The organism is Chromobacterium subtsugae (assembly GCF_001676875.1).
Taxonomy (GTDB): domain Bacteria; phylum Pseudomonadota; class Gammaproteobacteria; order Burkholderiales; family Chromobacteriaceae; genus Chromobacterium; species Chromobacterium subtsugae.
Window position 1 is genome coordinate 105,658 of the sequence record NZ_JYKA01000008.1, and the last position, 23,880, is coordinate 129,537.

The following is a 23,880-nucleotide window of genomic DNA, read 5'->3' on the forward strand; positions in this document are numbered from 1 at the left end:
CGGGGGGAGCCTCTAAGAATTCCGATCTATCGTGCAGGTCAGAATTTTTAGGGGTTCCCGTTGTTTTTTCCGGCTCGCGTGTTTTGATAATCGAACTCAAGATAGGGAAACCCTCGTGTTCAACAAGATCACCAAATCGTTCCAGTACGGCCGCCACACCGTCACCCTGGAGACCGGCGAAGTCGCCCGCCAGGCATCCGGCTCCGTCATCGTATCCGTAGACGACACCGTAGTGCTGGTGACCGTGGTTGGCGGCAAGTCAGTCAAGCCGGGCCAGGACTTCTTCCCGCTGACCGTAGACTACCTGGAGCGCACCTACGCCGCCGGCAAAATCCCGGGCGGCTTCTTCAAGCGCGAAGGCAAACAGTCGGAAAAAGAAGTGCTGACCAGCCGCCTGATCGACCGTCCGATCCGCCCGCTGTTCCCGGAAGGCTTCTACCATGACGTGCAGATCGTCGCCACCGTGATGTCGCTGAATCCGGAAGTGGATTCCGACATTCCGGCGATGATCGGCGCTTCCGCCGCGCTGGCCATTTCCGGCCTGCCGTTCGCCGGCCCGATCGGCGCCGCCCGCGTCGGCTACGCCGATGGCGAATACATCCTGAACCCGACCAAGACCGAACTGCAATCGTCGCAGATGGACCTGGTTGTCGCCGGCACCCAGCGCGCCGTGCTGATGGTGGAATCCGAAGCCAAGGAACTGTCCGAAGCCGTGATGCTGGGCGCCGTGGTGTTCGGCCACGAGCAGATGCAAGCCGCGATCAAGGCCATCAACGAACTGGCCGACGAAGTGAACCCGGTGATGTTCGACTGGGCCGCTCCGGTAGCCAACGAAGAGCTGATCGCCCAAGTGCGCGGCATCGCCGGCGCCAAGCTGGCCGACGCTTTCCGCCTGCGCCAGAAGCAAGCGCGCACCGTGGTCATCAACGAAGCCTGGGCCGAAGTCAAGGCTGCGCTGATCAACGAAACCACCGACACCTTGGTGGCCAACGAGATCAAGGGCATCTTCAAGGGCCTGGAGGCTGAAATCGTCCGCGGCCAGATCCTGGCAGGCGAAGCGCGCATCGACGGCCGCGACACCCGCACCGTGCGTCCGATCCGCATCAGCAACAATGTGCTGCCGCGCACCCACGGCTCCGCGCTGTTCACCCGCGGCGAAACCCAGGCGATGGTCGTGACCACGCTGGGCACCAAGCAGGACGAACAAATCATCGACGCGCTGGCCGGCGAATACACCGAGCGCTTCATGCTGCATTACAACTTCCCGCCGTACTCCACCGGCGAAGCCGGCCGCATGGGTCCGCCGAAGCGCCGTGAAATCGGCCACGGCCGCCTGGCCAAGCGCGCGCTGGTAGCGGTGCTGCCGCCGGAAGACGAATTCGGCTACTCGATGCGCGTGGTGTCGGAAATCACCGAATCCAACGGCTCCTCGTCGATGGCTTCCGTGTGCGGCGGCTGCCTGTCGCTGCTGTCCGCCGGCGTGCCGCTGAAGGCGCACGTGGCCGGCATCGCCATGGGCCTGATCCTGGAAGGCAACCGCTTCGCGGTGCTGACCGACATCCTGGGCGACGAAGACCACCTGGGCGACATGGACTTCAAGGTAGCCGGTTCCGCTTCGGGCATCACCGCGCTGCAGATGGACATCAAGATCCAGGGCATCACCAAGGAAATCATGCAGGTTGCGCTGGACCAGGCCAAGGAAGGCCGTCTGCACATCCTGGGCCTGATGAAGGAAGCCGTGGACGGCCCGCAAGAACTGTCCGCCCACGCTCCGCGCCTGTACGTGATGAAGATCAACCCGGAAAAGATCCGCGAAGTGATCGGCAAGGGCGGCGAAACCATCCGCTCCATCACCAAGGACACCGGCTGCGAGATCAACATCGAGGAAGACGGCACCATCACCATCGCTTCGATCAGCAACGAGGGCGCGGAAGCGGCCAAGAAGCGCATCGAAGAGATCACCGTTGAAGTGGAAGTGGGCAAGGTGTACGAAGGCACCGTGGTCAAGATCCTCGACAACAACGTCGGCGCCATCGTTTCCATCCTGCCGGGCAAGGATGGTCTGGTCCACATTTCTCAGATCGCCAACGAGCGTATCAAGAACGTGGCCGACTACCTGAAGGAAGGCCAAGTGGTGAAGGTCAAGGCCATCGAAATGGACGACCGCGGCCGCATCCGCCTGTCCATCAAGGCCCTGCTGGAAGAAGAAGCGAAAACCGCCCAGGCGACCGCTGATTCCTTCGGCCTGAAGACCCAGTAAGCAGTTTGCCGCCATCCTGCGGGGTGGCCGGACTCAAACGACAACCCCCGCCCCGGCGGGGGTTTTTTCGTGCGTGGGCTGGGATGCGGCGATGGGCGGATTTCGAAAGCGCCATGTTAAAATGCCGAAAATAAATTTTATCGTATGATTTTGGTATTAAGTGGCGGGTCGGAGGCAGAGAGAAAGACGCGATGGATGTGGCGGAGCCTGAAAAATACTTGCGCGAGCTCGGATTGTTCAAGCAAATGCTGGCGCGCATCAGCTGGAAAACGCGCGGTAGCCCGATCTACATTTCAGCCAGCATGGGTTTTGACGAGCTGACCACTGTTTTCGAACAGTACTATGCGGCATACGGCGCGCCATCTCGGCGCTAGTAAGCGCGGCTAGGCTGGCGACTGCGCTGTGGCGGCACGCTCGGATCTGGCTTGCCGATCAATTTGTTTGTTGCTTGGGCCTGCTTGTCAGGAATGGCGGGTTGGGATGGAATGGCGGGTTTGGCGCGGGAGATGCGGTGCGGGTTGAGGATGCGGAGAAAGCTTGCGCTGAGGGCAGGTCGCTGGCGATGCGCATCATTGTATTTGTGCCTGGCGTGGTTTTCGCTTGGTGTTTTTACGGTTTTGTCCTGTTCGTGATCGGCATCGGCTATATGAATCCGCGTTTGCCCCAGTATTATGGGGCGATCTCGCTGTTCACCCAGTTCCTGCCCTTGCTGGTCAGCATCGGCAGTTGGCTGGTCTGGATATTGACGCTGCGGCTGCGCTGGCTGAAACGATGCGTCGCCGCATTGGCTTTGCTGGCGGCGGGAACGGTTTTCCTGCAGCAGATCCAGCATTATCTGCCGCCTGGGCCGGATAGGGAGCAGGCTCAGCTTCAGCAAATGGAGCCTTAGAGGATTAGCCTCGTTCGCTGCATGAGTTGGCTAGCGACCATCGCAGTGCAAGGAAGAGGTGCATCTTTAGAGGAGGCAACCATTGTGGCGCGGATTTGGCCGCAGGTGAGTTAATTTGATAATTTTAAACCGCGCTTTGTTTGGCCTGCATGTATATCTGGGGTGTGCTGAAGCGAAGGAGAATGATATGAGACACTCGGCGGAAAGTGTACTCAGGACTCTTGCGGATCACGTTCGATCAACTTCTGGATGCTTTATCAAAATTGGGCCAGAGTTAGCGGGTACCAATGAGACGCAAGAAAAGCAAGGTCAAATATTACTGCTCGCGACCGAGTTGGAGAATCTTGCCAACAACGCAGCGGAAGGTCATGCAATTTCTTACCGCCAATTTGAAACGGTACTGCAGCAGTTGCATAAGCTTGGCTTCTTTCCAGAGGCCGGACTTGTTTCACAGATTGCCCAAGCCCTAGTAAGTTCAGGAGCTTTTGACGATGGGCAGCACTTGTCCTGAGGGTTGACCGGCGGGTGAGCCTGGCATGTGACCGAGAAGGAATGGTTAAGGTTAGCGAGGTAGCGGGCCATGTTGGCGACATGGCCCGCAAGCGGTCGCTCAATGTTTTAGCAGCGGCCGCAGTTTGGCGCGGGCGTCGCGCAGGATGTCGGCGGTGGTGTTCCAGTCCACGCAGGGATCGGTCACCGAGCAGCCATAGCGCAGCTCGGCCAGGTTGGCCGGGATGGGTTGATTGCCCGGCTCGATGAAGCTTTCCAGCATGAAGGCGCGGATGCTGCGGTTGCCGTGGCGGATCTGGGATACCGCGTCGGCCAGCACGCGCGGCTGCAGCGTGTGCTGCTTCCACGAGTTGGCGTGCGCGCAGTCCACCATGATGGCCGGCGGGATGTCGTGCTTCTTCATCGCCTGTTCGGCCAGCGCAATGCTCACCGAATCATAGTTGGGCCGGCCGCCGCCGCCGCGCAGCACCAGGTGGCAGTGCGGGTTGCCGCGGCTGTTCACCACCGCCACCCGGCCGTCCTTGCCCATGCCCAGGTAGGCGTGCGGCGCGCTGGCGGAGACGATGGCGTTCAGCGCCGCGTCCAGCGTGCCGTCGGTGCTGTTCTTGAAGCCCACCGCGCTGTCCAGCGCCGAGGCCAGTTCGCGGTGGATTTGCGATTCGGTGGTGCGCGCGCCGATCGCCGTCCAGCTGTAGAGGTCGGCCAAGTACAGCGGCGATAGCGGGTCCAGCGCCTCGCCGGCCAGCGGCAGGCCCAGTTCGGCGGCGGCCAAGAGGAAGCGCCGGGCGATGTGCATGCCCTCATCGACGCAGTAGCTGTCGTCCATATAGGGGTCGTTGATCAGGCCCTTCCAGCCCACGCTGGTGCGCGGCTTTTCGAAGTAGGCGCGCATCACGATCAGCAGCGTGTCGTCCAGTTCGGCGGCCAGCTCCGCCAGCCGGGCGGCGTAGTCCAGGCCGGCGCGCGGGTCGTGGATGGAGCAGGGGCCCACCACCACCAGCCAGCGCGGGTCGCTGCCGTTCAGCACTTTCTTCACCGCGTCGCGGCCGGCATGGACCGAGGCGCTGGCGCGCGCGCTGGCCGGCAGGCTGCGCAATAATTCGGCGGGGCTGGCCATCGAGCGGTAGTCGGCCTGGCTGGACGGCGGCGACGCGTGGCCGTGTTCGGGCGCGAGTAGGCCGTGTTCCGGCCTGGCAAGCGTAGTCATGATGTTCTCCACAGGATGATCCGCAAACGAGCCGCGGATTCAGCCCGTCGTTTGCGGCAGGGCCGGCGCGCGGCCCCGGTGTCGGCGACAGGGCGGCCGCGCGCCGGCGGCGCGCAGGCCTGCTTTTCGTCGCGGCGGCCGCATGCTAGGCGGCCAGGGTGGCGCCGCCGTCCACCACGATGTCCTGCATCGTGACGTGGCCGGCCAGGTCGGAAGCCAGGTACAGCACCGCGCCGGCGATGTCGGCCGGGGTGGCCAGCTTGCCCAGCGGGATGCCCAGGCGGAACGCTTCCGGCTTGCCGGCGATGGTGCTGGCGGCGCCGTGCTCGTCCTGCCACATGCCGCGCAGCATCGGCGTGTCGGTGGAGCCGGGCGACACCACGTTGCAGCGCACGCCGTACGGCGCCAGCTCCAGCGCGGCGTTGTGGCTGAGGCTGGCCATCGCCGCCTTTGACGCGCCGTAGGCGGCCATGGCTATGCGCGGCACGTGGGCGGCGTTGGAGGCGACGTTGACGATGGCCCCGGCGCGGCGCGCCTTGAAGTGCGGCATCAGCGCGCGCAGCAGGTAGAACGGTCCGCTGACGTTGACGGCCAGGCACTGCTGCCAGTCGTCGACCGACAGCGCGTCGAACGCGCCCAGGCGCAGCACGCCGGCGGCGTTGACCAGCACGTCCGGCAGCGCGTCCTCTTCGGCCAGGCGGCGGCACAGCGCGGCCACGGCGTCGGCGTCGCGGATGTCCAGCGGCAGCTCGCGCATCACGCCGCAATGCGCGGCCGCTTGTTCGAACTGCAGGTCCAGCGCCACGACGCGCGCGCCGGCCTCGACGAAGCGGCGCGCCACCTCCTGGCCTATGCCCTGGGCCGCGCCGGTCACCCACACGCATTGGCCGGTGAAATCCAGTCCGACCATGATCAGGCCTCCTGCGGCAGCTTGGCCTCGATGGCGGCCCACCAGCCGTCCAGCGTCAGGTCCTGGGCCAAATCTTCGAAGCCGATTTCCAGGCCCAGCTTCTGCCATTGCGCCACCAGCTCCATCACGCGGATGGAGTCCAGGCCGTAGTCCAGCAGGTTGTCGCCGCCGGCCAGGCTGTCGTCGCCGTCTTCCAGCACGGTCAGCACCTGGGCCTTCAGCCATTCGCGGGTCAGCGCGGCGTCGCCGCCGGCAACCGCTAGGTCGGACTGCGAGATCACCGCGCCGCAGCGGGTGGCCACGTAGCGCAGCGCCATCTTGTGCTCTTCCTCGCTGAAGTCCGCCACCGCGTCGCCGACCATGAAGGCCTGGATGTCGCGCATGAAGGCGTCGCAGGCGGTCATCATGCAGCCGATGTGGGCGTAGACGCCGCAGATCACCAACTGGTCGCGGCCCCAGGCTTGCATTCTTTCCTGCAGGTCGCTGCGCTGGAAGGCGCTGTAGCGCCATTTGACCAGCACGGTGTCCTGCTCGCGCGGGGCCAGCCGCGGGGTCACCACTTGCACCGCCGGATCGGCGGTGGTCAGGCCCGGGCCCCACATATCGTTCAGCAGCGCGCGGTCTTCCGGCTTTTGTTCGGTGGGCTGCGCGGTGTAGATCACCGGCACGCCGTGGCTGTCGGCCCAGCGGCGCAGCGCGTCCACTTTGGATACCAGTTCATTGACCAGCGCGCTGTCCTCGCCGTAGAAGGCCAGGAAGTAGCGCTGCATGTCGTGGATCAGCAGCGCGGCGCGCTTGGGCTCCACGCGCCAGTCGGTCTTGTTGGCGGGGAAGTCGGCCGCCTGCGGCAGCGGGTAGGCGTTCAGCTTGGGAATGCTCATGGTGTTCAGGCTCCGGCCGCGGCGGCCAGCATGCCGCGCAGCGCTTGTTTGTCTATTTTGCCGACATGGGTCAGCGGCAGGGTGTTTACCAGTTCGAAACGGTCGGGCAGCTTGTAGTCGGCCACGCCCTGCTCGCGCAGGAAGCGGCGCAGCGCCACCGATTTCAGTCCGTCCTCATGCGCCACCACGTAGGCGCAGCTCTTCTCGCCCAGCATCGCGTCGGGCATCGCCACCAGCGCGGCCTGGGCCACCTGCGGGTGTTGCAGCAGCAGGTGCTCGATCTCCTCGGCGGCGATCTTCTCGCCGCCGCGGTTGATCTGGTCCTTGACCCGGCCGACCACGCGCAGGTAGCCGCGCTCGTCGGCCACCACCACGTCGCCCGAGTAATAGAAGCCTTCGTTGTCGAATACGCGGGCATTGTGTTCCGGGGCCAGGTAGTAGCCGCGGAAGGTGTAGGGGCCGCGGGTGGCCAGCATGCCCGGCGCGCCGATTGGCACCGGGTGGCCGGCTTCGTCCACCACCTTCACTTCGTCGGCGTCGCTCATCGGCCGGCCCTGGCAGCCATAGACGATGTCGTCGCCGTCGTCCAGGCGGGTGTAGTTGACCAGGCCCTCGGCCATGCCGAACACCTGTTGCAGCTTGCAGCCCAGCACTTCCGGCACCTGGCGGGCGGTGGCTTCGGCGAAGCTGGCGCCGCCGACCTGCAGCAGCTTCAGGCTCTTCAACTGGGATTCGCGGCCGGGCGCGGCTTGCAGCCACAGCGCGACGGCCGGCGGCACCAGCGCGGCGATGTCCACCTGGTGGCGCTGCACCAGCGCGAAGCAGGCCAGCGCTTCCGGATTAGGCGCCAACACCACCGCGCCGCCGGCGTGGAACACGCCGAGCGCGCCCGGCGAGCTGAGCGGGAAGTTGTGCGGCGCAGGCAGCGCGCACAGGAAGCGGGTATGCGGGCCGAGCTCGCAGATTTCGGCGCTGCGGCGCACGCTGTAGAAGTAATCGTTGTGGGTGCGCGGAATCAGCTTGGGCGTGCCGGTGCTGCCGCCGGACAGTTGGAAGAACGCCACTTCGTCGGCGGCGCTGGGGCCGGCTTGCTCCGGCAGGCCGCCGCAGTCCCGCTCCAGCACGGCTTCCAGCTCGTCGTTGGCGAACAGGCGCACGCTCAGCGCCGGGGAGATGGCCGCCAGTTCGTCCGCCATCGCGTCGTCGCCGAACAGCGGGTGGCGGCGGTCGGCGATCAGCAGCTTGGGCTGGATCTGGCGGGCGTAGGCCGACAGCTCCAGCTTCTGGTGGCTGAACAGCGCGTTGACCGGGGCGGCGCCGATCTTGAACAGCGCGAACAGCGCGATGTAGAACTCGGCGACATTGGGCAGCTGCACCAGCGCGGTGTCGTGGCGGGCCACGCCGCGCGCCAGCAGCCAGGCGGCCAGGTTGCCCGCGCGGCGGTCCAGCTCGGCGTAGCTGATCTCGCGCTCGCCGCACAGCACGGCCGGCGCGTCGGGACGCTCGCGGCATTGCCGGGCCAGCATCTCGGTCATCGGCTGGTCGTTCCAGTAGCCGGCGGCGCGATAGCGCGCCGCCAGGTCGTCGGGCCAGCGGGTGAAGGCTACGCTCATGCCGCCGCCTCCTGGCCGGACAGGCCGAAGGCGCCCAGCATGGTGCCCAGCTTGGCCTGGGTTTCCGCCCATTCCGACTCCGGGGTGGACGCGGCGACGATGCCGGCGCCGGCGAACAGCCGCACGCGGGTATCGGCCACGGTGGCGCAGCGTATGGTCACCGCCCATTCGCCGTTGCCATGCTCGTCGCACCAGCCGACGATGCCGCTGAACACGCCGCGCTCGAACGGCTCGATCTCGCGGATCAGCTGGCGGGAAGCCTGGGTGGGGAAGCCGCAGATGGCCGGCGTCGGGTGCAGGCGGCAGGCCAGCTGCAAAATCGGCAGCGAGGCGTCGGCGAGCACGCCGTCTATTGGCGAGCCCAGGTGCCACATCGCGCGGGTGCCCAGCAGCGACGGCGCGGACGGGATGGATAGCTCGGCGCAATAGGGGCCCAGCACGTTCTGGATGTCGTCGATGACCAGGCTGTGCTCGTAATGGTCTTTGGACGAATCCAGCAGCTTGGCGCTGGCGGCGGCGTCGGCCGCCGGGTCGCTCTGGCGCTTGGCGGAGCCGGCCAGCGGGAAGGTGCGCACGCGCGCGCCTTCCTTCTGCAGCAGCAGCTCGGGGCTGACGCCCACCAGGCGGCCGCCGCCTGCCAGCGGCAGCTGGAACTGGTAGCCGTTGGGGTTTTGCGCGCAGACGGCGTCGAACACGCGCTCCGCCGACACCGGGCGGTCGAAGTCCACTTCCAGCACGCGCGACAGCACCGCCTTGCGGATCTCGCCGCGGCCGAAGCGCTCTATGGCCTGGCTGACGGCTGCCTTGAAGCCTTGCTCGTCCGGGATGCTGCGCGAGCCGACCACCTTGCCGCCGTCGCCGGCGCGCTGGGTGGCAGCCTGCAAGCGTTCTTGGCGGTCGAAGAAGGCGTGGCGGGCGGGGATGAAGAGTTCGGACGGCTGATCGATGTCGAAGGGGATGGCACCCATCAGCACCGGGGAGGCGATGCCGTCGGCGCGGGCGCGGGCGAAGGCTTCGGCCACTTCGCGGGAAAAGGCGCTGCCGGCGTCGAGCGCGCCGCGCGCGGGGGTATCGATTCGGGAGTGTATGCCGCCGGCCTTCAGGCTGCGGTGGGACGACAGGAAATAAAACTCGCCGTCTTCGGCGTTGCCGGTCGCGGCCGACTGGGTGTGCATGGCTTAACTCCGATGATAATGATAATAATTATCGTTCAAGGTATATTCAAAGCAGAAGGTTGTCAACTGGATGCTGCCGATTCCATGCGTTGGGAATAGCGTAAAGTCAGGGTATTTGGGGGTTGATGGGCGTGAAAAAGCACGATCATGAATGGATTTGGCATGATCGTGCGGGGTGGCGCGGCGGCGGCCGCGCCGGATTGACCGCGTTAAATAGATTGCAAGCGGCGGGCCAGCTCTTCTCCTATGCGGCGCATCGGTTCCGGATCGCTCATGCCGAAGTGGTCGCAGTCCAGCTCCACGCAGTCCAACCGGCCTTGCAGATAGGGCTGCCAGTCGGCCGGCGTCGGCGCGTCGCCGGGGTGGCGGCCGGCGCGGAACAACAGCACGTCGCCGGCGTAGGCCGGCGTGCGGCTGTCGCGGAACAGGCGCATGCCGTGCAACGAGGCCTGGCCCAGTTTTTCCAGCGCGGCGCGGCCCAGCGGCGCCAGCGGGCTGCCGGGACGCAGCAGGCGCTGGTAGATGGCCTCGTTGTCCAGCGGCAGTCCGTCGGCGTCGGCGTCCACCTCGCCGTTGACGCTAAGCACCGTCACCAAGGCGTCGTGCAATTGGGGTTGCGGCCGCGTTTCCCAGCAGGCGGCGGGGTAGCTGTCCATCAGCGCCAGCAGCTCCACGGTTTCGCCGGCGGCGGCGAGCGCGGCGGCCATCGCCTGCGCCAGCGCGCCGCCCAGCGACCAGCCCAGCAGCCGGTACGGGCCGCACGGTTGGACGGCGCGCATGCGGGCGACGTAATCGGCCACCATGGCGTCGAAGCTGGCGGGCGCCTCGCCCTGGATGCCGGTGGCCTGCAGGCCGTAGATGGCGGTGTCCGGCAGGTGGCGCGCCAGTCCCAGATAGCACCAGGACAATCCTTCCGCCGGATGCAGGCAGAACAGCGCGGGCAGCTTGCCGGGCTGGATGGTCAGCAGCGGCGCGAACTCGCCGCCCTGGCTCGCTGATGGCGGACGGTGGGCGGCCGGCGCGCTCAGCGCCTGCGCCAGCGCGGCGACGGTGTTGTAGCTGAATAGCGCCGATACGGCGACTTCGCGCTGCAGCAGCTGGGCCAGCCGGTTGGCGGCCTGGATCGCCTGCAGCGACTTGCCGCCCAGCGCGAAGAAGTTGGCGTGCGGGCCTTCCGGCATGCGGCCCAGCACCTGGCTCCACACTTCCATGATCTGCCGCTCCAGCGGCGTGGCCTCGGCGGCCGGGGACGCGTCGCGGGCCGGGGCATCGCTCAGCGCGGCCAGTTGCTTGCGGTCTATCTTGCCGTTGACGTTGCGCGGCAGCTGTTCCAGCCATTGCCAGCGGTCGGGAATGGCGGCGGCGGGCAGCCGTTCGGCCAACTGGCGCCGCAGCGCGCCGGCATCCGGCTCCGCGTCGGCGGCGAGGAAGGCGGCCAGCGTGTAGCCGCCGCCGGCCTGCGGCAAGCCGATCACCGCGGCCTCGCGCACGCCGGGGCAGGCCAGCAGCGCGTTTTCCACTTCGGCCGGGTCGATGCGCAGGCCGCTGATCTTCAGCTCGTGGTCCAGCCGGCCGAGGAAGCGCAGCTGGCCGCCCTGCCAGACGGCGCGGTCGCCGGTGCGGTAGGCGCGCGGCGCGCCGGGCAGCGCGTCCAGCGCCACGAAGCGGCGGGCGGTCAGCTCGTCGCGGCCCAGGTAGCCGATGGCCAGCGCGTCACCCAGCAGGCACAGCTCGCCTTCCTCGCCCTGCGCCACCGGTTGCAGGCCGGCGTCGACGATGGCGGCGGCCACGCCGGGGCGCGGCAGGCCGATGGGAATGTCGTCGCCGCCGTCCCACACCGCGTCCGGGCCGGACAGCGCGGCGCCGGTGGCGATGATGGAGGCCTCGGTGGGGCCGTAGCTGTTGAGCAGCGTGGCATCCGGCAGCAGCTCGCGCCAGCGGCGCGCGCGCTCGGTCAGCGCGGCCTCGCCGCCGATGATGGCGAGGCGGACGCGGGACAGCCGGCCGGCCAATTCCGGCGTCAGCGCGTAAGCCAGCTCGTGCCAGAAGGCGGTGGGCAGGTCCAGCACGTCTATCTTCAGCCGCGCGACGGCGTCGGCGAAGGCCGGCATCGATTCCAGCATCGCGTCGTCGCGCAATGCCAGCGTGCCGCCGTGGCACAGCGCCAGGAAGATTTCCTCGATGCTGGCGTCGAAATGCAGCGGCGCGAACTGCAGGATGCGCTCGCCGGCATGGACGCGGTAGAACTGCCCGGCGCTGGAGACGAAGTGGGCCAGCGCGCGGTGGCCGACCAGCACGCCGTTGGGCTTGCCGGTGGAGCCGGAGGTGTAGAGCAGGTAAGCCGGGCTGTCGACGCCGGCGGCGCAAGCGTCCAGACGCGGCGCGTCTTCGCCCGGCGCTTCGTCCAGGCACAGCGCCGGCGCGTCGCCGCATAGCGCGGCCCAGCGGCGATGGGTCAGCGCCAGCCTGGGGCGGGCGTCGTCCAGCACCATGGCCAGCCGGGCCGATGGGCCGAGCGGATCGAGCGGGACATAGCAGCCGCCGGCCCACAGCGTGCCGAGGATGGCGACGATGGCGTCCACCGAGCGCGGCAGCAGGATGGCGACGCGATCGCCGTCTTCCAGGCCCTGGGCCTTCAAGCGGCCGGCCAGCGCGCGCGCGCGGTCCAGCAACTGGCGGTAGCTGAGGGCCTGGCCTTCGCCTTCCAGCGCGACCGCGTCGGGCTGCGCGACGGCCTGCGCGGCCAGCCGCTCCATCACCGGGACAGCGGGCCGTTCCAGCGCCGGGCCTTGCAGAATGGACAGCGGCGGCAAGTCCGGCAGCAAGCTCGCCAGCGGCGTGCCGGGCTCGGCATGGGCCAGTTGGTCCAGCCATTGCGGCAGCTCATGCCACAGCGCGTCCAGCCGCTCGGCCGGATAGGCGTCCGGATGGGCTTCCAGGCTGAGCCGCCATTCGGTGTTGAGCAGGCTGATGTTGATCGACAGATCTTCCACCGGGCCGGAGCTGATCGGCCGGATGCGGGTTTTCAGGCCGTCGAACGGCGCGTGGCGGTCGAAGGGCATCAGGTTGAGCACCGGGCCGAACAGCCGCTGGCGGCCGTCCAGCCGGCCCAGATCGCCGCGCAGCCATTCGTAGCGGTAGCGCTGGTGGGGGCGGATGTCGCGCAGGCCGGCGGCGGCCTGGCGGGCCAGCTCTCCCAGGCTGGCGGCCGGGTCCAGCCGCAGGCTGAACGGCGCGATGTTCATCGCCATGCACGGCACGGCCAGCGCGGCCGAGCCCATGCGGTTCATCACCGGCAGGCCCAGGGTGATGGCGCGCCGGCCGCTGCGGCGTGCCAGCCAGGCAGCGGTCGCCGCCATCAGCCAGGCGGCCCAGTTGACGCCGCAGGCCTTGGCGGCGCGCTGCCAGGCGTCGATCTGGCTTGCGGTCAGCGCGCGGCCGGCTTTGCGCACGCTGTCGGCCAGCGGTTGCGGCGGCGCCAATGTGGCGGCGGGAGGGAAGGCTTGTTGCCGCGCGGTCCAGAACGCGCGGTCCCGCTCGCGCTGTTCGGACGCTTGGTAAGCCTGGTCTTCGGCCAGCACCGGCTCCAGCCGCCAGTCGGGCAGCGGCGGCGCGTCCTGGCCGCGTTGGGCGGCGTTGTAGCGCGCGGATACGGCCTTGGCCAGCAGGCCGTAGGCGAAGCCGTCCAGCGCGATATGGTGGGTTTGCACATACCACAGAAAACGATGAGGTCCCAGTTGCAGCAGCGCGCTGCGGTGCAGCGGGTCCGCCGCCGGGTCGCAGGGGCGGGACAGCGCTTCGCGCATCCAGGCATCCGCCGCGGCTTCGGGATCGGCCGCGCCGCTCAGGTCGTGCCAGGGCAGCGCTTGCGCGGGGGCGGCTTGCGGGCATTGCCACAGCTGTTCGCCGTCGAATTCGAAGCGCATGCGCAGCGCCGGGCAGTGCGCCAGCGCGGCGGCGGCGGCGGCGCGGAAGGCGTCGATGTCCAGCGGGCCGTCAAGCTCGGTGGCTTCGGCGGTCCAGTAGCCCGGATTGTCGGGCGCCAGCCGCTGCCCCATCCAGATGCCGTATTGGGCATGGCTGACGGGAAGGCGCGTGGGAGTCTCGGTCATGGGGATGTCTGCCTGTTATGGTTGCGGGCCGTTTGGCGGCCTCTGAGCGAAGGCTGACATCATAAATGCGATTGAGTATCAATTTCAATGTGATTGTGGCGGCGGGACGGCAGCCGGCTGCCGTCCCCGGCTCAGCGGATGGCGGCCAGGCCGTCCACCAGCACGTGCGGCACGCCTTGCGAGCAGCGCTCCACCCGGCCGTTGACGCCGTAGACCGCTTGCAGCGTGGCGGCGTCTATCACCTGGTCCGGATCGCCGTTGGCCAGCAGCTGGCCGGCTTTCAGCATCAGCGCCCGGTCGGCGTGGCGCAGCGCCGCGTTCAGGTCGTGCAGCACGATCACCGTCACCATGCCGCGGCGGCGGGTTTCGCGCCGCAGCAGGTCCATCACGTGGAACTGGTAATTCAGGTCCAGCGCCGACAGCGGCTCGTCCAGCAGCAGCACCGCCGGCTCGCGGATCAGCGCCTGGGCGATGCCCACCAGCTGGCGCTGGCCGCCGGAGAGCTGGTCGAGGAAGTGCAGCGCCAGGTGGTCGATGCCCAGCGATTGCAGCAGCGCGAACACCTGCTGGTCGTCGTGGCGGCGGAACAGGCCGGCGGCGGTGGCCTGGCCGGCCACCATCAGCGATTCGAACACTGTCAGGTGCACGCTGGGCGGCAGCGTCTGCGGCAGGTAGGCCACCTCGCCGCGTTGGCGGCTGAGCGGGCGGCCGCGCAGGCGGACCAGGCCGTCGCCGCCCTGCAGGCCGGCCAGCGCGCGCAGCAGGGTGGACTTGCCGCTGCCGTTGGGGCCGAGCAGGGCGGTGACCTCGCCCGCCCGCATACAGGGGACGGACAGCTTGTCGATGACGCGGCGCTTGCCGTAGCTGACCGACAGGTTCTCGATGGACAGCTGCTCGCTCATGTCCGGCCTCCGTTGCGCAAGACGATGACGATGAAGAAGGGGATGCCCACCAGCGCGGTGACGATGCCCACCGGCACGATGACGCCGGGAATCAGGTTCTTGGTGACCACCGAGGCCATGGACAGGATGGCGGCGCCGGTCAGCGCGCTCACCGGCAGATAGAAGCGGTGATCCTCGCCCACCAGCCTGCGGGCGATGTGGGGCGCGATCAGGCCGATGAAGCCTATGGTGCCGACGAAGGCCACCGCCAGCGCGGTGAGCAGGCTGGCGCGCAGTAGCGCGGTCAGCCGCAGCCGGCGCACGTCGATGCCGAAGCTGGCGGCGCGGTCCTCGCCGAGGCGCAGCGCGGTCAGCCGCCAGGCGTTGGCCAGCGACCACGGCAGGATCAGCGCGAAGGCGGCGAAGATCAGGCCGATCTTGGGCCAGTCGGCGCGGGACAGGCTGCCCATCAGCCAGAACACCAGGTCTTGCAGCGCGTCGGCGGTGGAGACGAATTGCAGCAGCGACACCAGGGCGTTGAAGCTGAAGAACAGCGCGATGCCGAACAGCACCACGCCGCTGGCAGCCATCCGCGTCCAGCGCGCCACCAGGTTCAGCAGCAGCGCCGAGCCCAGCGCGAACACGAAGGCATTGACCGGCAGCATCCACGACGCGGGAATGCCGGGCAGGCTGATGCCCAGCAGCAGCGCCAGCGCCGCGCCGAAGGCAGCGGCCGGCTGCAGGCCCAGCGTGAATGGGTCGGCCAGAGGGTTGTGCAGCACGGTCTGCATCTCCGCGCCGGCCAGGCCCAGCGCCAGGCCGGCGCCGACGGCGATCAGCGCGTAGGGCAGGCGGATGTCCCAGACGATGACGGCGGTGGCCGGATCGGCTGCGGACGGTTCCAGCAGCGTGCGCCAGAATTCGGCCAGCGGCATGCCGCTGGCGCCGGTGGTGACATCCAGCGACAGCGACAGCGCCAGCAGCGCCAACAGGCCGGCCACCAGCAGCAGCCGGCGCAGCAGCGCGCGGCGGTAGTCGCCGCTCACCGCGGCGGCGGTGAGCGGGGGCAGGGTGGAATCGTTCATTTGCCTCCCTTGACCCAGTAGGTGCCCTGCGGCGGAATCGCCAGGAAGTCGCGGTGCAGCTGCTGCCAGCTGGCGTCCGGGTCCAGTTTGGCGAAGCGCGCCGGCTGCAGCGTCTTGGCGAAGGCTTCCAGCAGCACGATGTGGTAGGGCGTGTTGTAGAAGTGGTGCCAGGCGCCGAAGGTGCGGCCGTCGCGCACGGCGGCGAGCGCGCCCACCGGTTTGCGCGCGGCGGCGCGGGCCAGCGATTCGCGGGCCTGGGCCGGCGAGATGTCGGCGCCGAACTGGATGCCGATCTTGTCGGCCGCGTCGGCGGTGCCGGTGCCGATGTACCAGTCGGGTTTGGAGGCCAGCACGTGTTCCATGTTCACCTCGCCCACCGCGCCGGGAATCAGCTTGTCGCCGATATTGACGCCGCCAGCGGCATCCACCAGCTCGCCCAGGCTGCCTTTGCCGGCGCTGGTGACGTTGGGGAAGGCGGCGGCGCGCAGATCAAGGAAGACATTGGGCTTCTGCTGCGCCGGGATGGCGGCCACCGTCTTGCGGATGGCGTCTATCCGGCTTTGGTAAAAGCGGATGAAGCGCTCGGCCTCGGCCTCGCGCTGCAGCGCCTTGCCCATGATGCGCAGGCTGGGCACGGTGTGCTCCAGCGGCGCGTTGCGGAAATCGACGAACACCACCGGCACTTTGGCCGCCTGCAGCTGCTGGACGATGGGATTGTTCAGGCCCGGACCGTGGCCGGAAATGCTGAAGATGGCGATGTCCGGCTTCAGCGTCAGCACCTTCTCGGCGCTGACCGAGTTTTCGCTGGTCTTGCCGATCAGCGGGATGCGGTCGATCTCCGGGAAGCGTTTCTTGTATTGGGCGTAGGTTTGCGGGTCCAGCTGGCGGAAATCGCCCTGCCAGCCGGCGACGCGGGCCAGAGGCTGCTTGCCTTCCAGCAGCGCCAGCGAGTAGAACAGCCGGCCTTCGCCCAGCAGGATGCGGTTCACCTTGGCCGGCACTTCCACCTTGCGGCCGGCGATGTCGGTGATGGTGGCGGCCTGGGCCGACAGCGCGGTGGCGGCGATCAGCGTGGCGGCCAGCAAACGGGAGAATACGGTCTTCATCGGGCGTCCTTTACTTTTGCCAGTCGAGCTTGAGTTCCGGTTGCTTGGCCATCAAGCCCAGGTGCTCGTCCATGATGAATTCGATCTTGGCCAGCTTGTCGGCCGCGTCCGCCGCGCACACCATGTCCAGCGTGTCGCCCGCGCGCTGGATGTCGCAGGTGCCGATGGGGAACTGCACATGGGCGCGCTCGGTGTCGAAATCCACCGGCACCTTCAGCGCGTAGTGCTTGCACAGTTTGTACAGCACCTTGTCGGCGTTGGCGGTGGTGAGGGAAGCGCGGCTGCTCAGCATGATGATTTCTCCATTCTTTTAAAACGGGAACAGGCAGTTGGCGGACCGATGGGGTCCGGCAACTGCCGTGCGTAGCTTCCCGTCCGCTTTTGCGGTGCGGATGGGGAGCGCGGGGTTTAGAACTTGCCGCTCAGGGTCAGCCAATAGCGGCGGCCCTCGTCGACCATCCAGTTGCCGTCCAGGCCGTTGTAGCGGCCTCGATCATCGATGGCCACCTTGCGGTCGCCGACGTTGAACACGGCGAAATTGACGTCGAAGGTCTTGTTGATGCGGTAAGTGCCGCCCAGGTCCCAGGTGCTGGAGCCGCCACGAGTGCGGGCGACGTTGGCGCCGTTGCGGAAGCCGGTGTAGTACTGCTTGCCTTCGAAGTTCAGGCGAGTGTACAGATCCAGCTTTTCCATCGGGTTCCAGGCCAGCTTGGCGTTGCCCGCATGCTCAGGCGTTTTGTCCAGCGGCATGCCATCCAGAGACTGGCCGCCGAAACTGGTTTCCTTGCCGCCGTGGCGCTTGGACTTGGTGTAGGTGTAGTTGCCGGATACGGTCCAGCGCGGCGCGAACGCCCAGCTGCCGGAGAGCTCCAGGCCGCGGATGTTCACGGAGTCGACGTTGTCGTAGACGTAGATGCGAGCGGGTGAGATACCAGGATCGTATTGATTGGAGAATTTATCCGTTCCGTAGCTGACCACCTTGTTCTTGAAGTCGTTGTAGAACAGCGTGGCGTTGGCGCTCAGATCCTTGTTGTTATCGAAATGCAGGCTGGCCTCGTAGGAAGTGCTTTCCTCCGGCTTCAGATTGGAGTTGCCGCACAGAACGCCTGCTTCGTTGCCTGCCCCGGTGCGCATGCAGTAGCCGCCGGTGCTCTGGCGGATGGTCGGGGCCTTGAAGCCTTTGCCGGCGCCGCCTTTCAGAGTCCACTGCGAATTCAGTTGCTCAACCAGGTACAGACGCGGCGTGAAATGGCTGCCAAACACGCTGTGGTGGTCGAGACGGCCGCCGCCGGTGAGCTTCAGGCTGTCGGTGATGTCGTAGGTATCTTCGGCGAACAGTGCCCAGGTATTGACGGTGATCTTGTTCGGATTGGCCGGCCCGGTGAAGCCGGCAATGGCTTCCTGGGCGCGCATGTTGTCGCCAACCTGCTGGCCGACTTGGGTGCCGAGTTTCAGTGTGTGCCTGTCGAACAGGAAGGATAGCTGGCCATCCAACGTGGTGTTGGTCAGCTTCAGGCCTTTGCCATCGTCGATATTGTTGGCGCTGTGGCTGGGCTTCTCGATTTCCTGATACAGCGCGACATTGGAGCGGATGATGCCGTATTTGCCGTTGTGGCTCAGGCTCCAGTGATCCCTGGTGTCGAAATAGTCGTCTTTTGTATTCGGTCCAAAGCCTCCCTTGACTTTTATTAGGGAGGCCACGCTCTTGCCCGGCGTGGTGGTCTTGCGCAGCTCGTTGTGCCCTGCCTCGAACGTGATCTCATTGTCCTTGTTCGGGGTAAAGGTCAGTTTGGCGTTGATGTCTGAGGCGTGAGTCGCAACTTTGCCTCCATCGCCGCTGTTGGAGTAGTAGATGTTGTCTTCGGCCTGGTTGTTCAGCGCGCCGTAGATTTGCAGCGACAGCAGGTCTTTCACCAGCGGGCCGCCGACCCAGAAGCTGCTCTGGCCGGTATTGCCTTCATCTGAATGCTGGGTGATGGTGCCGCCCAGCGTCATCGAACCGTGCCATTCCTTCGGCGCCTTGCGGGTGATGATGTTGACCACGCCGCCCATCGCGTCGGAGCCGTACAAGGACGACATCGGGCCGCGCACCACTTCGATGCGCTCAATCGCCTCCATTGGCGGAATCTGGTACTGCTGGAAGCCGCCGGTGCCGCGGCTGCGGGATTCGCGGGTGTTCTGGCGGCGGCCATCCACTAGGAGCAGCGTGTATTCGCCGGGCATGCCGCGAATGGAAATGTCCTTGTCCCCCGGACCGGAACCGTTGATGTTGACGCCTTCCAGGTCGCGGATCGCATCGGTCAGATTGGTGAACGGCTTCTTTTCCAGGTCTTCGCGGGTGATCACCGAGATGCTGGCCGGGGCTTCCTTGATCTTCTGCTCGTAGCCGGAGGCGGTCACCACCACCGACGGCAGCACCGCTTCGGATTCGGCGGCGAAGGCCGCGGGAATGTGCAGGCTGCCTGCCGCGGCGGACAGCAGGGCGAGACGGAAACCATGCCTGGCGACGGCGCGAGGCGGGAGGCGATTTTTTTTCATTTTGATTACCCAGAGTTCATCACGGAACGTATGTCCACTTGGCAGGCGCGCTGCGGCGATCGTTGCTGCGTTTTTATGGAATAAATGCGCAATAGAATGTCAAATGGCCCGCTATTTTCGCATTAAGTCTATTTTGTGTAAATAGGAATTGTTTTCATTATCGTTGGCGCGACGTAGTGGCGAGGTTCGCGCGCGTGAAAACCGCCGCCATCCAGGACACCGGCGGCGGCTGTCCGCCGCGCGCCGCAAATCTGGATGCGCTTGCCTTGCATCAAGCAGGCGTGTCGATACCGCTTGCATACCACCTCTAATACCACTTAAATGCCAAATGTCATTCGCATGATGGTCGCGAGTGGAAATTCCAGTGGGACGCCGCATGGCGGCCCAGCTCATGGCGCAGTGCATAAACGGGGAGTGGATGATGAGCGTGAAGCGATTGCTGGGCGCGGCCGCGCTGGCCGCGGCGACAACGGCGGCGTGGGCGGCGCCGGACGCGGCGGCTTTGGGGCAAAGCCTGTCGATGCGGGTGGCGGTGGACAGCAACAGAGGCGCGGCGGCCGGCGCGCCGTGTTCCGACCTGGGCGCGGACTGGGCGTCCTGCCTGAAAGGGCGGCTGATTCTGGAAAACCAGGGCGGCCAGGCGGTGCCGGCCGGCGGCGGCTGGAGCCTGTACCTGCACAGCATCCGCCGCATCCTGAAGCTGGATACGCCGCAGTTCGCCATCCGCCACATCACCGGCGACCTGTACCAGGTGACGCCCACCGCCGCTTTCCAGGGCCTGGCCGCCGGCCAGCGGCTGGAGCTGCCGCTGATAGACGAATACTGGATCCTGCAGGAAAGCGATGTGCTGCCGCGCCCCTACGTGGTGGTGGACGGCCAGGCGCCTGCCTTGTTGGCGCACGATGGCAGCGACGAGGCCAGCTACTTGCTGCCGCTGCGCGGCGACAACTGGAAGAACCCGGCCGGCGAGCTGCGGCCGCTGGCCACGCCGCAGCAACGCTATCTGACATTCACCCAGCGCGGTCAGCAGCTGTCGGCCGCCCAGGTGGCCAACCGCGTCATCCCGGCCGCGCTGCGGCAGCAGTTGGGCGGCGGCCAGCTGGAGGTGAAAGGGCTGAGCCTGAGTCTGTCCGGCCTGAGCCCGGCGCAAAGCCAGGCGCTGTCCCAGCGCGCGGCGCAATTGGGATTGCGGCCGGCCGGGGGCCGGGTGGCGGGCGGCGTGGTCGGTACGCGGCTGCCGGCCGATATCGCCGTCTCCGGCGGCTACCGGCTGCAGATCGGCCGGCAGGGCGTGAAGGTGGAAGGCTACGACGCCGCCGGCGTGTTCTACGGCGTGCAGACGCTGCTGGGCCTGCTGCCGCAAAACGGCGGCAAGGCGCAATGGATGACGGTGGAGGACGCGCCGCGCTATGCCCACCGCGGCATGATGGCCGACCTGGCTCGCAACTTCAAACAGCCGGCCACCGTGCGCCGGCTGATAGATCAGATGGCCGCCTACAAGCTCAACAAGCTGCACCTGCACCTGTCCGACGACGAAGGTTGGCGGCTGCAGATTCCCGGCCTGCCGGAGCTGACCGAGGTCGGCGCGCGCCGCTGCCACGACCTGAGCGAAACCCAGTGCCTGGTGCCGCAGCTGGGCTCCGGTCCGGCCAACCAGTCCGGCGGCGGCTACCTGACCCGCGCCGCCTACATCGACCTGGTGCGCTACGCCCAGGCCCGCTTCATCGAGGTGATTCCGGAGTTCGACATGCCGGCGCACGCCCGCGCCGCCGTGGTCTCCATGGAGGCGCGCTATCGCAAGCTGGCGGCGCAGGGCCGGCCGCAGGCGGCGGCCGAATACCGGCTGCTGGATCCGCAGGACCAATCCAATACGCTGTCGGTGCAGTTTTACGACCGCCGCACTTATTTCAATCCCTGCGTGCCGGGCAGCGCGCGCTTCGTCGCCAAGCTGGTGTCCGAAGTGGCACAGATGCACCGCGAGGCCGGCCAGCCGCTGCAGATCTGGCATTTCGGCGGCGACGAGGCCAAGAACATCCTGTTGGGCGCCGGCTTCCAGGACGCCAGCGGCGGCGACCCGTCCAAGGGCAAGGTGAACATGGCGCAGCAGGACAAGCCATGGGGCCGCTCGCCGGCTTGCCTCGCGCAGATCGCCCAGGGGCAACTGAGCAGCGTGGACCAGCTGCCGCTGAAGTTTGCGCAGACGGCCAGCCGCATCGTCGCCGAGCAAGGCATCCCGACGATGGCGGCGTGGCAGGACGGCGTGGCCGGCGCCAGCGGCGCGTCGGACTTCGCCACCCGCAACACCATGGTCACCGAATGGGACACGCTGTACTGGGGCGCGGCGCAGGCGGTGAACGGCTATGCCGCCAAGGGCTTCCAGACCGTGCTGGCCATGCCGGACTACCTGTATTTCGACTTCCCCTATGAGCTGAACCCGCGCGAGCACGGCTACTACTGGGCCTCGCGCGATACCGACAGCTACAAGGTGTTCAGTTTCGCGCCGGACAACCTGCCGCAAAACGCCGAAGTGATGCCGGACCGCCAGGGCCAGCCGTTCGCGGTGACCAGCGCCGCCGCGCCGGCGCGCTACGCCGGCATCCAGGGCCAGGCCTGGACCGAGGTGATGCGCACCGACGCCGAGTTCGAAACCATGGTCTATCCGCGCCTGCTGGCGCTGGCCGAGCGCGCCTGGCACAAGGCGGCGTGGGAGCGGCCCTACACGGTGGGCGAAACCTACCAGCTGGGCGTGACGCACCTGGTGGACAAGGCGGCGCTGAACGCCGACTGGCAGCAGTTCGCCGCGGTGCTGGGCTGGCGCGAAGCGCCGAAACTGGAACATGCCGGCGTCGGCTACCGGGTGTCGATGCCGGCGGTGCGGACCGGCAGCCAGGGCCAGACGGCGACGACGGAATGGCCGGGCGCGCGCCTGCAATATTCGTACGACGGCCATGGCTGGCAAACCTACCAGCCCGGCCAGCAGGTGCAGGCGAATTACTGGCGCGGCGTCTCGCAGGACGGCCGCCGCGCCGGCCGGGCGGAGAGCCTGTCCGGACAGTGAAGGGGGCGCGGGCCAGATGCGGGTCCGTGCTATGAAAACCGCGATGTCTTGTGCGGGTGCGTTTGGAATGCCAGATCGGTTTGGCAAAGAAACGGCGGGCCTTTGGCTCGCTGTTTTTATTGGCATGAATCTTTAAAAGGCATGGGCGCGGACGCTTGTTGAATAGCTGGCGCCTGCTTCATCCGGCATGGCTATGCCCTTGTGCTAGCATGGTTGTAGTCTGCGGATTCGCGCGATGCCGAGCATCCCGCGGAGCTGCTTACGGCGGTGGAAAGTCGGCTTGCCTTGCAGCCAGCAGGCAGAACCATTCAGGCAAATGGCGACAGGATGGAATATGTCAGAGCGCGATAGCAGGCTTCACGGCAGTTGGCGGCTGCTTTCTTTTGAGCTGGAGCTGCAGGAATCGAAAGCGCGTACCCAGCCATGGGGAGCCGACCCAAATGGCCGCCTGATTTTCGGCGCCGACGGCCGGATGATGGTGCTGGTGACCGCCAAGGCGCGCGAACCGGGAGGCACCGACGCGCAACAGGCCGCGCTCTATCGCACTGTGATGGCCTATACCGGACGATATAGGGTGGATGCGGACAGCTTCATCGTCCAGGTGGACAGCTGCTGGAACGAAGCCTGGAACGGCACCGAGCAGCAGCGTTTCTACCAGTTGGATGGCGATGCGCTGGTCGTCTTCACCGCCTGGATGCCGAACCCGTTGGCGGCGGACAATGCAATGGGACGAGGAGTGCTTGGGTTGGTGCGGGAGTCGTCCGGGCTGTGTTCGCAATGAGCCTCTGGTCTGCCAGAGCCACCTTTTCAAGCAGGAGGCTTCGCTCATGTTTTTCAATGCATGTCGATGTGATTGCGTGGTGTGAAATGAGACTGGCATCAATGGTGACGGCGCTTCTTTGCACGGCATTCATTGGCAGCGCCGCTGCCGATTCCTTTGTCGTAGGTGTGGAAGAAATTGACTATTACCCGCTGCATAGTTACGCCAATGGAAAATTCTCCGGCTATGGCAGAGACTTGCTTGACGCATTTGCAAAACAATCCGGCCATTCATTTACTTACATGCCGCTTCCAGTTTCAAGGCTGTTCCATACATTTCTGAATGACAATTCGATTGATTTCAAATATCCGGACAACCCGCATTGGCAAGCGGACATGAAAAAAGGGAAATCCGTCCTCTATAGCGATCCCGTAGTCAATGTCAGCGAAGGATTGCTGGTGAAGCCGGAGAAGATAGATCAATTGTCCGAGGATTCGCTTCAGGCTATCGTGACCATGCGAGGGTTTACGCCTTGGCCTTTTGATCAGACCATGCGGCAAAAGATCAATAATGGAAGCATTCGGGTTTATCAGGAGGATTCGTTCGGCAAGGTGATCGCTTTGGGGATGACGGGGCACTACGACGCGGTCTATGCCAGCCCGATAGTCATCAACTACTACCTTGATGTGGTGATTCACAAGCCGGGCGCGCTAGTTTTTGATAAAAAGCTTCCCTTTGAAAGCAATGATTTTTCCCTTTCCAGCATCCGCCAAGGAGAGGTGATCAAGCAATTCAATGAATTCCTTGCTAAAAACCAGCCTTTGGTTATGGAGCTCAAGAAAAAATACAGGCTGACTGACAAGGCGGTTCAATGAATTAAAGAGATAGGATGTAG

18 protein-coding genes are annotated in these 23,880 nt (G+C 66.2%); 7 read left to right on the forward strand and 11 right to left on the reverse strand.

The window, feature by feature from the left end:
• The first annotated feature begins 115 nt into the window (after positions 1-115).
• The 4 genes from pnp to MY55_RS23480 all read left to right on the forward strand — a co-directional run bounded on the left by pnp (position 116) and on the right by MY55_RS23480 (position 3,660).
• Positions 116-2,260, forward strand: coding sequence for a polyribonucleotide nucleotidyltransferase (gene pnp / locus MY55_RS12570; RefSeq protein WP_043575359.1), 2,145 nt, complete (start codon positions 116-118; stop codon positions 2,258-2,260).
• A 191-nt stretch (positions 2,261-2,451) separates the two neighbouring features.
• The gene (locus MY55_RS12575; protein ID WP_065202432.1) at positions 2,452-2,634 is read left to right on the forward strand and encodes a hypothetical protein; all 183 of its coding nucleotides are present in this window, start codon (positions 2,452-2,454) and stop codon (positions 2,632-2,634) included.
• 101 nt (positions 2,635-2,735) lie between these two features.
• Complete coding sequence (locus MY55_RS12580; RefSeq protein WP_152681994.1) at positions 2,736-3,149, forward strand: hypothetical protein; 414 nt, start codon at positions 2,736-2,738, stop codon at positions 3,147-3,149.
• A 187-nt stretch (positions 3,150-3,336) separates the two neighbouring features.
• Positions 3,337-3,660 carry a hypothetical protein gene (locus MY55_RS23480; RefSeq protein ID WP_146008456.1) on the forward strand — a complete coding sequence of 108 codons (324 nt, stop codon included), beginning with the start codon at positions 3,337-3,339 and terminating at the stop codon, positions 3,658-3,660.
• 99 nt (positions 3,661-3,759) lie between these two features.
• On the opposite strand, the gene MY55_RS12585 is transcribed toward MY55_RS23480, so the two are convergent.
• The 11 genes from MY55_RS12585 to MY55_RS12635 form a co-directional block, all read right to left on the reverse strand.
• Positions 3,760-4,866, reverse strand: coding sequence for a 3-deoxy-7-phosphoheptulonate synthase (locus MY55_RS12585; RefSeq protein WP_208856038.1), 1,107 nt, complete (start codon positions 4,864-4,866; stop codon positions 3,760-3,762).
• A 145-nt stretch (positions 4,867-5,011) separates the two neighbouring features.
• Positions 5,012-5,776, reverse strand: coding sequence for a 2,3-dihydro-2,3-dihydroxybenzoate dehydrogenase (gene dhbA, locus MY55_RS12590; protein ID WP_047244338.1), 765 nt, complete (start codon positions 5,774-5,776; stop codon positions 5,012-5,014).
• Positions 5,777-5,778: 2 nt separating this feature from the next.
• The gene (locus tag MY55_RS12595) at positions 5,779-6,657 is read right to left on the reverse strand and encodes an isochorismatase (RefSeq protein WP_065202433.1); all 879 of its coding nucleotides are present in this window, start codon (positions 6,655-6,657) and stop codon (positions 5,779-5,781) included.
• 5 nt (positions 6,658-6,662) lie between these two features.
• Positions 6,663-8,270 (reverse strand): (2,3-dihydroxybenzoyl)adenylate synthase, encoded by a 1,608-nt coding sequence (locus MY55_RS12600; protein ID WP_065202434.1) that lies wholly within the window; start codon positions 8,268-8,270, stop codon positions 6,663-6,665.
• The gene (locus tag MY55_RS12605; RefSeq protein ID WP_065202435.1) at positions 8,267-9,445 is read right to left on the reverse strand and encodes an isochorismate synthase; all 1,179 of its coding nucleotides are present in this window, start codon (positions 9,443-9,445) and stop codon (positions 8,267-8,269) included. Before MY55_RS12605 ends, MY55_RS12600 begins: the two co-directional genes overlap by 4 nt.
• Before the next feature lie 209 nt (positions 9,446-9,654).
• Entirely contained in the window at positions 9,655-13,557 is a 3,903-nt protein-coding gene (locus tag MY55_RS12610) for a non-ribosomal peptide synthetase (protein WP_065202436.1), read from the reverse strand.
• 131 nt (positions 13,558-13,688) lie between these two features.
• The gene (locus MY55_RS12615; protein ID WP_065202437.1) at positions 13,689-14,459 is read right to left on the reverse strand and encodes an ABC transporter ATP-binding protein; all 771 of its coding nucleotides are present in this window, start codon (positions 14,457-14,459) and stop codon (positions 13,689-13,691) included.
• Positions 14,456-15,523: a FecCD family ABC transporter permease gene (locus MY55_RS12620; RefSeq protein WP_065202438.1), complete on the reverse strand. Its 1,068-nt coding sequence runs from the start codon at positions 15,521-15,523 to the stop codon at positions 14,456-14,458. The genes MY55_RS12615 and MY55_RS12620 overlap by 4 nt, the downstream gene beginning before the upstream one ends.
• Complete coding sequence (locus MY55_RS12625) at positions 15,520-16,629, reverse strand: ABC transporter substrate-binding protein (protein ID WP_065202439.1); 1,110 nt, start codon at positions 16,627-16,629, stop codon at positions 15,520-15,522. Before MY55_RS12625 ends, MY55_RS12620 begins: the two co-directional genes overlap by 4 nt.
• Before the next feature lie 10 nt (positions 16,630-16,639).
• Positions 16,640-16,921 (reverse strand): DUF2218 domain-containing protein, encoded by a 282-nt coding sequence (locus MY55_RS12630; RefSeq protein WP_043575337.1) that lies wholly within the window; start codon positions 16,919-16,921, stop codon positions 16,640-16,642.
• A gap of 116 nt (positions 16,922-17,037) precedes the next feature.
• Positions 17,038-19,167, reverse strand: a complete 2,130-nt coding sequence (locus MY55_RS12635) for a TonB-dependent receptor domain-containing protein (RefSeq protein WP_065202440.1) — start codon at positions 19,165-19,167, stop codon at positions 17,038-17,040.
• 421 nt (positions 19,168-19,588) lie between these two features.
• On the opposite strand from MY55_RS12635, the gene MY55_RS12640 reads away from it, so the two are divergent.
• The 3 genes from MY55_RS12640 (at position 19,589) to MY55_RS12650 (ending at position 23,860) form a co-directional block, all read left to right on the forward strand.
• Positions 19,589-22,225 (forward strand): family 20 glycosylhydrolase, encoded by a 2,637-nt coding sequence (locus tag MY55_RS12640; RefSeq protein WP_065202457.1) that lies wholly within the window; start codon positions 19,589-19,591, stop codon positions 22,223-22,225.
• 334 nt (positions 22,226-22,559) lie between these two features.
• A complete protein-coding gene (locus MY55_RS12645) occupies positions 22,560-23,006 on the forward strand; it encodes a lipocalin-like domain-containing protein (RefSeq protein WP_043575333.1) in 447 nt (148 codons plus the stop codon).
• Between the two features lie 101 nt (positions 23,007-23,107).
• Positions 23,108-23,860: a substrate-binding periplasmic protein gene (locus tag MY55_RS12650; protein WP_052258061.1), complete on the forward strand. Its 753-nt coding sequence runs from the start codon at positions 23,108-23,110 to the stop codon at positions 23,858-23,860.
• Positions 23,861-23,880 lie beyond the last annotated feature (20 nt).